This is a genomic window from Sulfitobacter sp. 1A15258, from assembly GCF_043557045.1.
Taxonomy (GTDB): Bacteria; Pseudomonadota; Alphaproteobacteria; order Rhodobacterales; family Rhodobacteraceae; genus Sulfitobacter; species Sulfitobacter faviae.
The window spans coordinates 207,648-220,878 of sequence record NZ_JBIFFK010000006.1; the positions used below are offsets into that span (position 1 = coordinate 207,648).

Annotated in this window: 13 protein-coding genes; 8 read left to right on the forward strand and 5 right to left on the reverse strand. The window is 62.8% G+C overall.

Features of this window, described 5'->3' with window-relative positions:
- Positions 1 to 2 precede the first annotated feature (2 nt).
- Both ACGYK9_RS14110 and ACGYK9_RS14115 read left to right on the forward strand, forming a co-directional pair.
- Complete coding sequence (locus tag ACGYK9_RS14110; RefSeq protein WP_394414447.1) at positions 3 to 779, forward strand: type III pantothenate kinase; 777 nt, start codon at positions 3 to 5, stop codon at positions 777 to 779.
- 1 nt (position 780) lies between these two features.
- Positions 781 to 2,448 (forward strand): ribonuclease J, encoded by a 1,668-nt coding sequence (locus ACGYK9_RS14115; RefSeq protein WP_067268157.1) that lies wholly within the window; start codon positions 781 to 783, stop codon positions 2,446 to 2,448.
- Here the strand turns inward: ACGYK9_RS14115 and ACGYK9_RS14120 are convergent.
- The 4 genes from ACGYK9_RS14120 to ACGYK9_RS14135 form a co-directional block, all read right to left on the reverse strand.
- On the reverse strand, positions 2,432 to 3,094 hold the full coding sequence (locus ACGYK9_RS14120) for a hypothetical protein (RefSeq protein WP_394414450.1): 663 nt from the start codon (positions 3,092 to 3,094) through the stop codon (positions 2,432 to 2,434). The genes ACGYK9_RS14115 and ACGYK9_RS14120 overlap by 17 nt on opposite strands.
- A 100-nt stretch (positions 3,095 to 3,194) precedes the next feature.
- Positions 3,195 to 4,703, reverse strand: a complete 1,509-nt coding sequence (locus tag ACGYK9_RS14125) for a DEAD/DEAH box helicase (protein WP_394414453.1) — start codon at positions 4,701 to 4,703, stop codon at positions 3,195 to 3,197.
- A gap of 149 nt (positions 4,704 to 4,852) precedes the next feature.
- Positions 4,853 to 5,788: a glycosyltransferase family 2 protein gene (locus tag ACGYK9_RS14130; protein ID WP_394414456.1), complete on the reverse strand. Its 936-nt coding sequence runs from the start codon at positions 5,786 to 5,788 to the stop codon at positions 4,853 to 4,855.
- A 78-nt stretch (positions 5,789 to 5,866) separates the two neighbouring features.
- Entirely contained in the window at positions 5,867 to 7,486 is a 1,620-nt protein-coding gene (locus tag ACGYK9_RS14135) for a peptide chain release factor 3 (protein WP_067268179.1), read from the reverse strand.
- A 102-nt stretch (positions 7,487 to 7,588) separates the two neighbouring features.
- Between ACGYK9_RS14135 and ACGYK9_RS14140 the strand changes: the two genes are divergently transcribed.
- Complete coding sequence (locus tag ACGYK9_RS14140; RefSeq protein ID WP_394414459.1) at positions 7,589 to 7,972, forward strand: SnoaL-like domain-containing protein; 384 nt, start codon at positions 7,589 to 7,591, stop codon at positions 7,970 to 7,972.
- Here ACGYK9_RS14140 and ACGYK9_RS14145 read toward each other — a convergent pair.
- The gene (locus ACGYK9_RS14145) at positions 7,969 to 8,982 is read right to left on the reverse strand and encodes a Hint domain-containing protein (protein WP_394414462.1); all 1,014 of its coding nucleotides are present in this window, start codon (positions 8,980 to 8,982) and stop codon (positions 7,969 to 7,971) included. The genes ACGYK9_RS14140 and ACGYK9_RS14145 overlap by 4 nt on opposite strands.
- A gap of 136 nt (positions 8,983 to 9,118) precedes the next feature.
- Between ACGYK9_RS14145 and ACGYK9_RS14150 the strand changes: the two genes are divergently transcribed.
- The 5 genes from ACGYK9_RS14150 to ACGYK9_RS14170 all read left to right on the forward strand — a co-directional run bounded on the left by ACGYK9_RS14150 (position 9,119) and on the right by ACGYK9_RS14170 (position 13,227).
- A complete protein-coding gene (locus ACGYK9_RS14150; RefSeq protein WP_209218030.1) occupies positions 9,119 to 9,898 on the forward strand; it encodes an SDR family oxidoreductase in 780 nt (259 codons plus the stop codon).
- 143 nt (positions 9,899 to 10,041) lie between these two features.
- Positions 10,042 to 11,400 (forward strand): sodium:proline symporter, encoded by a 1,359-nt coding sequence (locus ACGYK9_RS14155; RefSeq protein ID WP_394414465.1) that lies wholly within the window; start codon positions 10,042 to 10,044, stop codon positions 11,398 to 11,400.
- A 42-nt stretch (positions 11,401 to 11,442) separates the two neighbouring features.
- A complete protein-coding gene (locus tag ACGYK9_RS14160) occupies positions 11,443 to 12,531 on the forward strand; it encodes an ABC transporter ATP-binding protein (RefSeq protein ID WP_394414468.1) in 1,089 nt (362 codons plus the stop codon).
- Complete coding sequence (locus ACGYK9_RS14165) at positions 12,528 to 12,878, forward strand: Lin0512 family protein (protein WP_271693463.1); 351 nt, start codon at positions 12,528 to 12,530, stop codon at positions 12,876 to 12,878. Before ACGYK9_RS14160 ends, ACGYK9_RS14165 begins: the two co-directional genes overlap by 4 nt.
- Positions 12,871 to 13,227, forward strand: coding sequence for a Lin0512 family protein (locus tag ACGYK9_RS14170; RefSeq protein ID WP_394414471.1), 357 nt, complete (start codon positions 12,871 to 12,873; stop codon positions 13,225 to 13,227). Before ACGYK9_RS14165 ends, ACGYK9_RS14170 begins: the two co-directional genes overlap by 8 nt.
- Positions 13,228 to 13,231: the final 4 nt, after the last annotated feature.

The window sequence follows — 13,231 nt, forward strand, 5'->3', positions numbered from 1 at the left end:
CCATGCTTCTGGCAATCGACTGCGGCAATACCAACACCGTTTTCTCTATCTGGGACGGGGACGCGTTCATCGCTACATGGCGCACGTCGACCGAATGGAAGCGCACCGCGGACCAATATTACGTTTGGCTCAACACCTTGATGCGGCTCCAGAATATCGACGCCGACATCACCGATATGATCATCAGTTCGACGGTGCCACGGGTGGTGTTCAACCTGCGCGTTCTGGCGGATCGCTACTTTAACACGCGGCCCTTTGTTGTCGGGAAACCGGGCTGTGCGCTGCCCATCGACGTGCGTGTGGACGAGGGGACGCAGGTCGGCCCGGACCGGTTGGTGAACACCGTGGCGGGCTATGACCTCTATGGCGGCGACCTGATCGTGGTGGATTTCGGCACGGCCACGACCTTTGACGTGGTGGCCGATGACGGGGCCTATATCGGGGGTGTGATCGCTCCGGGGGTGAACCTCAGCCTAGAGGCGCTGCATAGCGCCGCCGCCGCCTTGCCGCATGTCGATATCTCCAAACCGCCGCATGTGATTGGCACCAATACCGTGGCCTGTATGCAGTCTGGTGTCTTTTGGGGTTATGTCGGGCTGGTTCGTGAGATATGTGAGCGGATAAGGGCGGAACGTGCAAGACCCATGCGCGTTATCGCCACGGGGGGTCTGGCACCGCTGTTTCAGCAGGCAGTCGACCTGTTCGATGATTATCAAGATGAACTCACGATGCACGGGCTGACCGTGATCCACGATTACAATAAGGACAAAGCTGAATAATATGAGCAGCGAACGATTTATCTATCTGCCCCTCGGTGGGGCGGGTGAAATTGGCATGAACGCCTATGTCTATGGCTACGGCAAGCCCGGGAAAGAGCGGCTGATCGTCGTCGACATCGGTGTGGCCTTTCCGGACATGGACAGCACGCCGGGCGTGGACCTGATCCTGCCCGACATCACTTGGCTGAAGGAACGCCGCGACCAGATCGAGGCGATCTTTATCACCCATGCCCACGAAGACCACATCGGTGCAATTGCGCATTCCTATGAGGTGCTGAAGGCGCCGATCTATGCGCGTGCCTTTACCGCCAATATCGCCCGCCGGAAGATGTCCGAACACGGCCATCCCGAGGATGCGGTCACCACTGTCAGCGCATGGCCCGAGCAGATCACCGCAGGCCCGTTCAAAGTGGGCTTCCTGCCGATCTCGCATTCGATCCCCGAATCCTCCGCCATGGTTATCGACACGCCCGAGGGGCGCACGATCCACTCTGGCGACTTCAAGATCGACCGCACGCCGGGCGTCGGCGAAGCCTTTGACGATGCGCTTTGGGCCGAGGTCTGCAAGGATGGCGTGAAGGCGCTGATTTGCGACAGCACCAATGTCTTCTCCGCCCATCCCGGTCGCTCCGAAGCCACCGTCGGCCCAGAGATCGAAAAGCTCGTGAGCAGCGCCGAGGGCATGGTCGTCGCCACCACCTTCGCCTCCAACGTGGCGCGGGTCAAAACGCTGGCCGAAGCCGGTGCGCGGGCAGGTCGGTCTATCGTTCTTCTGGGCCGTGCGATGAACCGCATGGTCGAAGCCTCGATCCAGACCGGTGTGATGAAAGACTTCCCGCCCGTCATCTCCCCCGAAAACGCCCGCGCCATCCCGCGCGAGAACCTGATGCTGCTGGTCACCGGCAGCCAAGGGGAGCGCCGCGCGGCTTCGGCGCAACTGGCCCGGGGCAAGTATCAGGGCATCGAGTTGAAAGAGGGCGATCTGTTCCTCTTCTCGTCGAAAACAATTCCGGGCAATGAGCGCGGCGTGATCGGCATCATCAACCAGTTCTCGGAAAAGGGCGTCGATGTCGTCGACGATTCTTCGGGCCTCTACCACGTTTCGGGCCATGCCAACCGCCCCGATCTTGAAACGCTGCATGCCATCGTGAAACCTCAGGTCCTGATCCCCATGCACGGGGAGCATCGCCACCTGCGCGAACACGTCAAGATCGCCGATGCCAAGGGCATCACCGGCGTTCTGGCGGTGAACGGGATGATGGTGGACCTGTCGGGCAACCAGCCCAAGGTGGTCGAACATGTGGACACGGGCCGCATGTATCTGGACGGGTCGGTTCAGGTTGGCGCGCTGGATGGTGTGATCCGCGACCGTATCCGCATGGCGCTGAACGGCCATGCCACGGTGACGCTGATCCTCGATACCGATGACGAGCCTTTGGGCGAGCCTTGGGTCGATCTGATGGGCCTGCCGGAAACGGGCCGCTCCAACGCGCCGCTCGTGGACGTGCTGGAACAAGACCTCAGCCAATGGCTGAACCGTCAGAAAGCCGCCACCCTGCGGGATGACGACAAGCTGAATGACGGTCTGAAAAAGGTCGCGCGGCAGTCGTCCTATGACGAAATCGGCAAGAAGCCCGAAGTCACCGTGGTGGTCAGCCGTCTGAGCTGACCTCCGCCTCACCGCTGCACATATAGACCGCGCCGCCCACCGCGACCACGCTTACCCCCGTGGCCGCAAGGGCGGCGGGGGTCGACAGGGCAGCGGCCAATGTGCTGCCTGTCGTCGCCAAATTGGCGCTGAGGGCAGAGGCCCCTCCCGTCAAAATGAACGCCCCCGATTTATGCGCCACGGCGCGTAGGTTGTCCGGCTGGCTGAGCCGGTCCACGGCGGAGCGCGCGATGTTCTTGCTGATCTCGACGGTCTCTTCCTTGGTGGTGTTCACCCGCTCGCAGAAAGTCTTCTTACAATAGCCGCGATAGTTCCGCGCGCCGGGGATCAGGAAATGCCCGTCTTCGGGCGTGGCGGTCAGGCAATAGCCGTCGATCTGATCCAGCGGCACGGTGGTGGCGAGGTAGTCGAACAGCACTCCGCTGTCGCAGGCGGGCGGCGTGCCCCAAAGCTTGCTCCACTTCCGCGCGGGCCAATTCATCAGACGCTCGCGGGTGCCGACCTCTTCGGCGAAATTGGCAAAATTCTCGGCTTCCACCACAACTTCGGCGCCATTGACCTCGGCCCGGCAGCGTTCCGCGCTGGCGGGGGCGGCTGTAAGGGCGGTCAGGGTAAAGGCAAGGGCGAAGAGGGCGGGGCGCAGCATGATGGTCCTATGTGAGTGGTTTCCCCTCACATAGCACAGACGAAAAAGCCGCCAATCCCGGCGGGGATCGGCGGCGAATTCATGCCCGCTGTGGTGCGGTTCAGATGCGTTCGCGGAAGCTCAAGCCGATGAAGTCTGGCGTGTGATCGCCCAGACCGACGACACGGTTGTCGTTGCCGCCCCGTTTGTCGCCGCGGCCACGTCCGCCACGGGACTTCTTCTCGTCCTTGTTGTCGCGGCCCGACTTGCGCTCGTCCTGCGTGGCCTCTGCCTTTTCGGGCTGCGCTTTGTCGTCGGTTTTAGCGTCGACCTTGGCCTCAGCCTTCTCGGCCTGCGGTTGCTTGTCCTCGGCGGGTGCCTCGACAGGTTTGTCGGCCTTGCGGCTGCGCGAGCGGCTCCGCTTGGGCTTGTCATCGGACTTGGCCGGTGCGTCGGAGGTCTCCTCGGCGGGTTTGACTTTGCCAAGCGGGTTTTCGATGCGCGGGATTTCCTTTTGCACCAGACGCTCGACATCCTCGAAGTTCTTTTCGTCGCGCGGCTGGCAGATCATGATCGCCTTGCCATCGCGGCCCGCGCGGCCGGTGCGGCCAATGCGGTGAACGTAGTCTTCGGCATGGCTGGGCACGTCGAAGTTGAAGACATGGCTCACGCTTGGCACATCAAGGCCACGCGCGGCAACGTCGGAAGCCACAAGGAAGCGCAACTCGCCACCCCGGAACCCTTCGAGCGTGCGGGTTCGCTGGCTCTGGTCCAGATCGCCGTGGATCGGGGCCGCGTCATATCCGTATTTCTTCAGCGATTTCGAGACGATATCCACGTCCATCTTGCGGTTGCAGAAGATGATCGCGTTCGTGCATTTCTCGCCCTCGGCGTCGATCAGCAGGCGCAGCAGCTTGCGCTTCTCGCTCGCCTCGCGGTCCTTGCGCGAGCCTTTGAACATGACCACGCCCTGTTCGATATTCTCGCTCGTGGTGGCCTGACGCGCCACTTCGATCCGCTCAGGGTTGCTGAGGAAGGTGTTGGTGATCCGCTCGATCTCAGGCGCCATGGTGGCCGAGAAGAACAGCGTTTGCCGGGTGAAGGGCGTGAGGCCAAAGATCCGCTCGATGTCAGGGATGAAGCCCATGTCGAGCATCCGGTCGGCCTCGTCCACGACCATGACCTTGACGTCCGACAGGATCAGCTTGCCGCGCTCGAAATGATCCAGAAGGCGGCCCGGGGTGGCGATCAGCACGTCGACGCCCTTGTCGATCAGCTTGTCCTGCTCCTTGAACGAGACTCCGCCGATGAGCAGCGCCTTGGTCAGTTTCAGATGCTTGGAATAGGTGTCGAAGTTCTCGGCAACCTGTGCAGCCAACTCCCGCGTGGGGCAGAGGACGAGGCTCCGCGGCATCCGGGCGCGCGCCCGGCCACGGGCGAGAAGCGACAGCATTGGCAGCGTGAAGCTGGCTGTCTTGCCGGTGCCGGTCTGGGCGATGCCCAAAACGTCACGACCTTCAAGAGCGGGGGGAATGGCGCCCGCCTGAATAGGTGTGGGCGATTCGTAGCCAGCCTCATCAATAGCTTTGAGGACCTTGGCATTCAGGTTCAGATCGGTAAATTTTGTCATGTGCGTCCGAGTTGAGCGGACACTGACTTGGCCCGCGGCAGCAATACAAGCCGGCCCGAATGGCCCAAGGGGCGGCATTTGCCGCGGCATGTTGCGAAAGCGCATAGCAAGTTGCGGCCCAGCCGTCAAACACTTGCCCTCTCAGGCGCTTAACTTGGGAAATGGCGCGACACCTTTGCATCAAGGTCGAGATCAGCGAGACGCAGCAGACCGTGGGCATTTAACGTTTCGCGCAGCTCAGGCGTATCGGCGCAGACCTCATCAAAAAAGGCGCGCAATCCCGGCTCACCCCCTTCGGATTCGATCATGGAAAAGAGTTCATGCATCGACAATCCGCCGCGATCGCGGGGGCGGTTGGGGGCCAGATCGGCGCGGTAGGAGCCTTTTTCCAGCCGGTAGCGATAGGCGGCGAGCCACTCCGGCCAGCTTTTCGCGTGAAGATGCGCGAGATCAATGCCGGGCTGCTGCTCTGGCCCGTCGATCATCGTATCGTTCTGAAAAGCATTGTGGATCTGGAGCCGCACTTCCGCCATCCCGGTGCGAACGAAAACTTTCCCGGCCAGATGGCTCAGAAAGCCACCTTTGACGTAGTCACCATAGGTCGGGTAAAGCGCCGAGACGATCTGGGCGCGCTCGGGGCCGTTCGGAATGAAGGCTTTGAAGGCCGTCCCATCCCCGGCCAAAGCCTCCATCGGGCGGATGCGGGCGATTTTTTGTGCCGGGGGCAGGGTGGTAAGTACCTCGCCCACGGGCCGGTCAGAGACGAGGAATTCGTCCACATCCATATGGATTAGCCAATCCACATCATCCGCTCGGTTATAGGCGCGGGTCGCGTTCTGACTTTGACGGACTTGGTGCTTTTGCGGACGTTTGCCACAGTGCCTCTGCCAATAGGCCTCGTCGCAGGTGGTGACACGGATTTTCGGATGGGCCTTCAGGCTTTCGAAAGCCTCTGGGTTTTCGGCATCGAGGTATAGGTAGAGGCGATGCGCGCCCGCCTCCAGATGGTAGGCGGCAAAGCGGCGTATCTCCTCTGCGGGGGCCAGGATCGTGGCCACCAGCCCCCATTTCGTCGTCGTCGTCATCGCGTCTCCCCAGTTGGGGTTAGAATGCCATGATCGGCCCCGAAATCAAGGTTTTCTGCCCCCCGGGGGCGGGCCGTTTTACACCATCATTTCCTTGGTCGCGGTCAGCTTCACATCCGGGTAATCGCGCTCGACGCGGTCGATGTCCCATTGCAGGCGGGTCAGGTAAACGATGTCGCCATCATGGTCATGCGCGATGTGCTGTTTGTTACTATCGATAAACTTATCAACGGCTTGCTTCGTGCCGTTCACCCAACGGGCCGAGGTGAACTGAGACGGCTCAAACCGAACCGGCAGGCCATATTCCAACTCGATCCGGCTGGCGAGCACTTCGAATTGCAACTGGCCGACAACGCCCACGACAAACCCCGAACCGATCGAGGGTTTGAACACTTTTGCAGCACCTTCTTCGGCGAATTGCATCAGCGCTTTTTCGAGGTGTTTCGCCTTCAGCGGATCGCCCGCGCGGACCGATTGCAGCAATTCGGGCGCGAAGGAGGGGATGCCGCTCACGCGGAGCGCTTCGCCTTGGGTCAGCGTGTCACCGATGCGCAGCTGCCCGTGGTTGGGGATGCCGATGATGTCACCGGCCCACGCCTCTTCGGCCAACTCGCGGTCGGAGGCGAGGAACATGACCGGGTTGGACACCGTCATCGGCTTTTTCGTGCGCACATGGGTCATTTTCATGCCACGCTCGAAATGCCCTGAGGCGAGGCGGACAAAGGCCACGCGGTCACGGTGTTTGGGGTCCATATTGGCCTGCACCTTGAAGACGAAGCCCGCGACCTTTTTCTCTTCGGGCAGGATCTGGCGTGGGGTGGCGGCTTGGATCTGCGGCTCTGGCCCGTATTTGGCGATGCCTTCCATCAATTCGCGCACCCCGAAGGAGTTGATCGCCGAGCCGAACCAGATCGGGGTCAACGTGCCTTCGTGCATCGCCTTGAGGTCCAGCGGTGGCAGCAATTCGCGCGCCATTTCAAGGTCTTCGCGCAGTTTCTCCAGCAGCGCGGCGGGAACGTGTTCGGCCAGCTTTGGGTCGTCCAGCCCTTCGATCTTGATGCTGTCGGCGACGCGGTTCCGGTCGGCGCGGTCCATCAGTTCCAGCCGGTCGCGCAGCATGTCATAGCAGCCCACGAAATCGCGGCCCACGCCGATGGGCCAGCTTGCGGGCGTTACGTCAATGGCGAGGTTCTCCTGAATCTCGTCAATGATTTCAAAGGTATCGCGGCTTTCCCGGTCCATCTTGTTACAGAAGGTGAGGATCGGCAGGTCGCGCATCCGGCAGACTTCGAAGAGCTTTTGCGTCTGGCTTTCCACGCCTTTCGCGCCGTCGATCACCATCACGGCGGCGTCCACCGCCGTCAGGGTGCGGTAGGTGTCTTCGGAAAAGTCCGAGTGGCCGGGCGTGTCAACGAGGTTGAACCGGTAGTTGGTGTCACCGCTATGAAAGTCAAAGGACATGGCCGAGGCCGAGACCGAGATACCCCGGTCCTTTTCCATCGCCATGAAGTCCGAGCGGGTGCGCCGCGCTTCGCCCTTGGCGCGCACTTGGCCGGCCATCTGAATGGCCCCGCCGAACAGCAGGAACTTTTCAGTCAGCGTGGTTTTGCCCGCGTCAGGGTGGCTGATGATCGCAAAGGTGCGACGGCGCGCGATCTCGGGCGGCAGGGCGGGGCGGTTTTGCGGCGTGTCCAACATCCGACCCATATAGGCCGCGCCGCGACCGGGCGCAATCTGGCCATTGCTGCGAATCGGCTATGGACATAAGGTGAGAACATAAGTGGTACATGGAGGTTTGCGATGGAACTGAAAGAGATTGCGCGCGAATTGGTCGCGGGCTGCCGTGCGGGGAACGCCCAAGTGCGCGAGAACCTCGATAAGCTATATGCCGAAGATGCCGTTTCTGTAGAGGCTGCCGACATGGGCGGGCAGGGGCGCGAGACCCATGGCATTAAGGCGATCCATGGCAAACATGATTGGTGGGAAAACGCGATGGAGGAACATAGCACCGAGGTGATCGGCCCGTTCTACTTTGGCGACAGCCAGTTCAGCGCGATGTTTAAGGTCGATGCCACCGACAAGCAAAGCGGTGAGCGGTTCCAGATGGAAGAGATCGGCGTTTACCACGTCAAAGACGGCAAGATCGTCCGGGAGGAGTTCCACTACGCCGTCGAGGCGCCTTAACGGGTTGAGGCTTTGCGCAGCAGCGCCGCCGCGTTGGGGCGGTCAAGCAAAGCCTCTGCCAGATCAAGCCCGGCATGGGGCAGATCGGAATGGCCGGGGATCACCTCGCCCAAGGCTTCGGCCATTTCTGGCGGCAAGACCGAGCGGGTGCGGCTGTCGACCAACATGGATTCGGCGGCGATCCCCTCGGCATAGATGATCTGATGCCCGTCAAAGAGCAGTTGGAAGTAGTCGACGAATCCGCCGTCCTGCACCGTCACGCTGTCGCCATTGACCAGATGCCGCGCCTTGACCAGCAATTCGGACCGACCCGCGCCCATTTCATCGCTGCGTTGATAGATGAAAAGCCGGTGATCGGGGCTGACGATCAGGTCGTGTTCGTTGTTGAGCGTGCCTGCGCGGATGCGGATCGGGGCAAATTCGCCGACCGCGCGCAGGGTGCTCTGCCCGATCCAGCGCAGGGTTTGTACGCCATCATCGCGGGTTAGGATCCGGTCCCCCACGCGCAGGTTTTCGATGGGCCGTAGCTCGCCGGTGCTGAGCGAGATATGGGTGCCGCGCGTGAAAGAGACGCAGGCGAGCTGACCGAACTTTTGCCGCGCGGTCTGGGTGTCGATCCCCACGATCCGGTAGCCTGTCTGCGGTGTCAGCGGGCCAAGCGGGAGAAGGTAAACCTCTGCCGCGTGACCGTGTTGATCGACCTCCACCAGCAGCACCGCTTCTTGGGTCTGCCCGTCGGGCGACATCAACGTCAGCAGGCTGTCGAGATGCAGATCGCCCCCGGGGCGGCCCACGCCGGTATCCTCGGCAAGGCGGAATTGATCGCCGGGCAGGGTCAAAAGTGACAAGCGCTGCGGCTCTGCCGTGCGGTCCAACTCATAGACATCATCGAGGACCAATTCGGCGGCAAAGGACAGCGCATCGCCCATGTTTGCCCCATCGCTCGCGCGGAATTGCCCGGCGCGGTAGACGGCGAGGTTCTGTGCGGGGGCGGTGCGGCTGGGGGACATGACGGGCCTTCGGTTCTGGGGCTTTCGCCAGTGAGGTAGGCTAGAATTGTGGCCCGGATGGGTCAAGGCTCGGGTGATTTGCTGGCATTGGCGGCGCGGCGTGGTAGGCATATGCAAATGCATAGGAGGAATCAAAATGGATTTGGGAATCAAAGGCAAGAAGGCGCTGGTCTGTGCTTCGTCCAAGGGGCTCGGCCTTGGCTGCGCCGAGGCGCTGGCGGCGGCAGGGGTGAACCTTGTGATGAACGCCCGCGGCGCAGAGGCGCTTGAGGCCTCGGCCGAGCGCATCCGTCAGGAACACGGCGTCGAGGTCACTACCGTCGCGGCGGATGTAGCCACGGAAGAGGGGCAGGCGCTGGTCATCAAGGCGGCAGAGGGCTGTGACATTCTGGTCAACAACGCGGGCGGCCCCCCTCCCGGCATGTGGCAGGATTGGGACCGCGAGGATTTCATCAAGGCGCTTGACGCCAATATGCTGGCCCCCATCGCGCTAATCAAAGCGCTGGTGCCCGCAATGATGGAGCGCGGCTGGGGCCGGGTCGTGAACATCACCAGCCAGTCGGTGCGCGCGCCGATCCCCGTGCTGGGGCTGAGCAACTCCGCCCGCACCGGGCTTACCGGCTATGTCGCGGGCACCGCGCGGCAGGTGGCGGGCAAGGGGGTTACGATCAACAACCTTCTGCCGGGCATCCATGCGACCGACCGGGCAGATTCGCTCGACGCCAATGTGGTCAAGCAAAAGGGCATCACGCTGGACGAGGCCCGCGCCGAGCGGCAGGCGGGCATCCCTGCAGGGCGCTATGGCACCCGTGAGGAGTTCGGCGCGACCTGTGCCTTCCTTTGTTCGCAGCACGCGGGCTTCATCGTGGGGCAGAACCTGTTGCTGGACGGCGGCGGCACCAATCTGACCATGTAAACCCTCCATGGCCGGGGCGCGCGTCCCGGCCATACAGCGTCGCGGTGGATCACATTCCTGACAGCAGCGGTTTCAGTGCTGGCTCGGATTGCAGGCGGCGGCTAACCCTCGTGGATCAGCTTCTCGCAAAAGGTCCGCTGCCCATGCAAACCACTGTTCTTGTCCTTCTTTTCGCTGCCGTGATCCTTGCCAGCCTGTTGGTGGCACCGCGCCGCGCGACGGTCGAAGGCTTCTTTGGCGGCGCCAATGCGGTGGGCCGCGCACCGGGGCTTTGGGTGCTGGTGCTGAGCCAAGTCACCACATGGATTTTCGCCCGCAGCCTGATGAACGCGGCGATCTTGGGCTATTTCTACGGCATCGCGGGCACGCTGGCCTATGCGGCCTATTACGGGTCTTTCCTGACGGGCGGTTTCATCGTGGGTCACCTGCGCCGCGGCGGCGCGCGCTCCGTGCAGGACTGGCTGGCGGGGCATTTCGGGGGCGCGGGGACGGCGGCCTATAACCTCGTGATCGGGCTGCGGCTGCTGTCCGAGGTTTTTGCCAATCTCTTGGTCGTCGCGCTGATTTTCGAGGCCGTCTGGCCCGGGTCGGGCACGCTGGCTGTGCTGATCGTCGCCGCCCTTGGCTTTGGCTATTCGGCGTGGGGCGGGCTTTCCGCCGCGCTGCGCACGGATGTGGTACAAATGCTGGTCTTTCTCATCGTCTTCGGCCTTGCGCTCGGGGCGCTGCTGCTCAGCCCCGGGTTCGAGCTTGGCGCGGTGCTAAGCGCGCCGGGAGTCTCTGGCCCCTACAACGGCTGGGTGCTCTTGGTCGTGGCGCTGTTGCAGGTCTTTTCCTACCCGGCGCATGACCCGGTGATGATGGACCGCGGCTTTCTGGCGGATAAGGCGACCACGCAGGCGTCCTTCCTCCATGCCTTCTGGATTTCGACCCTCTGCATCATCGGCTTTGGCTTTTTCGGCATCCAAGCCAGCCTGACCGGCGCGGCCTATGAGGGTGAGCTGATCGGCACATGGGGGCAAATGTTTCCGGGCTGGATCTTCGTGGCGCTGATGCTGTCGCTGCTGGTCTCGGCCCTCTCGACGCTCGACTCGGCGCTGGCTTCGGCGGCGCGGCTGATGGTCGAGGAATGGCGCATTGCGCCGCGCAGCCTCGCGGGCGGGCGGCTGGTGATGGCGGGGTTTATGGCGCTTGGTGCGCTGCTGACGCTTTGGGGCAACGCCACGCTCTTTGATGCCGTGGCGGTGAGCGGCACCGCGTCGATGTTCCTCACCCCCGTGCTGCTGGTGGGGCTGGTGGCGGGGCGCGCGATCCCGGTCTGGAGCTACCTTGCCGCCTTTGCCGCCGCGATGCTGGGGGCTGCGGCCTATTTCGCGCGGGGCTGGGGATGGGTCGCGGCACTTCTGCCCGAGGGGCATAAATACGAGCAATTGCTGGTGATCTGCATCATCGTGCTGCTGGCCGGGTTTGCAGCGGTGCTTGCGGGGGCGCGGCGGGGCTGATAGCTGGGTTTCCGAGCGATTTGATCGGATACCGCAGCCGCCATGAGTGACCCCACCCCCCGTCTGGAAATCCGCAACCTGCGCCGCGCCTATGGCGGGCGGCAGGTGGTCGATGACGTGTCTTTGCAGATCATGCCGGGGCAGGTGACCTGCCTGCTTGGCCCCTCGGGCTGCGGCAAATCCACCACGCTGCGGATGATCGCGGGCGTCGAGATGCAGGACAGCGGCACGATCCATGTCGATGGCAAGCTGATCTGCGACACCATGTTCCGCGTCCCGCCCGAGCGGCGCGAGATCGGGCTGATGTTTCAGGATTTCGCCCTGTTCCCGCATCTGAGCGTGGCCGACAACGTGGGCTTTGGCCTCAAGAAAGGCACGCGTGAGGAGAAACGCGCGCGGATCGAAGAACTGCTCGAACGGGTGGACCTGCTGCGCTATATCGACGGCTACCCGCACCAGCTTTCGGGCGGGGAGCAGCAGCGCGTGGCGCTGGCCCGCGCGCTGGCGCCGCAGCCGCGTATCATGCTGATGGATGAGCCGTTTTCCGGCCTCGACAACCGTCTGCGCGATGGCATCCGCGACGAGACGCTGAGCATCCTCAAGGAAGAGGACACCGCCGTTTTGCTGGTCACCCATGAGCCGGACGAGGCGATGCGCATGGCCGATGAGATCGCCCTGATGCGCGACGGCAAGATCGTGCAGCAAGGCGCGCCCTACAACGTCTATACGCGGCCCGTCGACCGCGCCTCCGTCGCCTTTTTCAGCGATGCCAATGTGCTTGAGGCCACGGTGACCGGGGCATTGGCCGATACGGTCTTTGGCCAATTCCTTGCCCCCGGGGTGCCCGACGGCACGCCCGTAAATATCGTCTTTCGCCCGCAACACCTGCGCATCGATTTTGACCGGGCGGGCAAGGGGCCGCGCCCGACGGCGTCCGATGGCACACCGGCCCGGGCGGTGGTGGAACGCGCGCGTTTTATGGGCAACGAAAGCCTTGTGGAATTCGTACTGGAGGAGGACGGATCGCGGCTCAAGGCCACGGTGCCCAATGTCTTTCTGCCGCAACCCGGCGCCGTCATGTGGCTGACCGTGCGCCGTGACCGTTGCTTTGTCTTTCCGGTGACCTCATGAAGCCTCTGTTGGTAGAATTCGGCATGGGATCCTCCCTGCGCCGCGGTGACTATACGCAGGCCGCGAAACGTGCGGTGCAGGATGCGCTGTGGCATAATTCGATCAATCTGGCCGAGCTTTTCGGTTTCGATAAGTCGGCCATGCGCATCATCCTCGACGTGGGCGTGCAACGGCCCGATCTGGTCGATGCCGAAGCGCTGCGCGCGGTCTTTCCCTATGGCGAGGTGACGGTGAAACTGCATCACGGCGGCCTCGACGTGCCGCGCCCCGAAGGGGAAGGGAACCCAACGGTCATGGCCAATGTGGCGCTTTCCGTTGGCTTCGAGATGGAGCGCGCCGATGGCTGAGCAGCGGATCATCATCGAAATGGGCATGGGCAACGATCTGCATGGGATGGACTATACCAAGGCCGCCGCCCGCGCGATCGAGGATGCCTTGCGCCATTCCTCCCTGCCGCTTTTCGGCGCGTTGGACGTGACGCCCGACCAGATGCGCGTGCAGGTCACCGTGGCCGTGCAGGAGCCTGAGAAGGTGGATGTCGACGCGCTGGTGGCGAAACTGCCGCGCGGTCGCGCCAAGGTCCGCGCGGTGAAGGGCGGGCTGAATGTAGCCACGGGACAGGATACCATCGTGATCGCGCAGGCCAGTGTCGAGGCGTTTTTGCCCCCGCAAACCGGCTGGCGATTGAAGGGCTGAGGCG

Coding starts and splice junctions, on each gene's coding strand:
- ACGYK9_RS14110 (WP_394414447.1), top strand. CDS start 3: ATGCTTCTGGCAATCGACTGCGGCAATACCAACACCGTTTTCTCTATC.
- ACGYK9_RS14115 (WP_067268157.1), top strand. CDS start 781: ATGAGCAGCGAACGATTTATCTATCTGCCCCTCGGTGGGGCGGGTGAA.
- ACGYK9_RS14120 (WP_394414450.1), bottom strand. CDS start 3,094: ATGCTGCGCCCCGCCCTCTTCGCCCTTGCCTTTACCCTGACCGCCCTT.
- ACGYK9_RS14125 (WP_394414453.1), bottom strand. CDS start 4,703: ATGACAAAATTTACCGATCTGAACCTGAATGCCAAGGTCCTCAAAGCT.
- ACGYK9_RS14130 (WP_394414456.1), bottom strand. CDS start 5,788: ATGACGACGACGACGAAATGGGGGCTGGTGGCCACGATCCTGGCCCCC.
- ACGYK9_RS14135 (WP_067268179.1), bottom strand. CDS start 7,486: ATGTTGGACACGCCGCAAAACCGCCCCGCCCTGCCGCCCGAGATCGCG.
- ACGYK9_RS14140 (WP_394414459.1), top strand. CDS start 7,589: ATGGAACTGAAAGAGATTGCGCGCGAATTGGTCGCGGGCTGCCGTGCG.
- ACGYK9_RS14145 (WP_394414462.1), bottom strand. CDS start 8,982: ATGTCCCCCAGCCGCACCGCCCCCGCACAGAACCTCGCCGTCTACCGC.
- ACGYK9_RS14150 (WP_209218030.1), top strand. CDS start 9,119: ATGGATTTGGGAATCAAAGGCAAGAAGGCGCTGGTCTGTGCTTCGTCC.
- ACGYK9_RS14155 (WP_394414465.1), top strand. CDS start 10,042: ATGCAAACCACTGTTCTTGTCCTTCTTTTCGCTGCCGTGATCCTTGCC.
- ACGYK9_RS14160 (WP_394414468.1), top strand. CDS start 11,443: ATGAGTGACCCCACCCCCCGTCTGGAAATCCGCAACCTGCGCCGCGCC.
- ACGYK9_RS14165 (WP_271693463.1), top strand. CDS start 12,528: ATGAAGCCTCTGTTGGTAGAATTCGGCATGGGATCCTCCCTGCGCCGC.
- ACGYK9_RS14170 (WP_394414471.1), top strand. CDS start 12,871: ATGGCTGAGCAGCGGATCATCATCGAAATGGGCATGGGCAACGATCTG.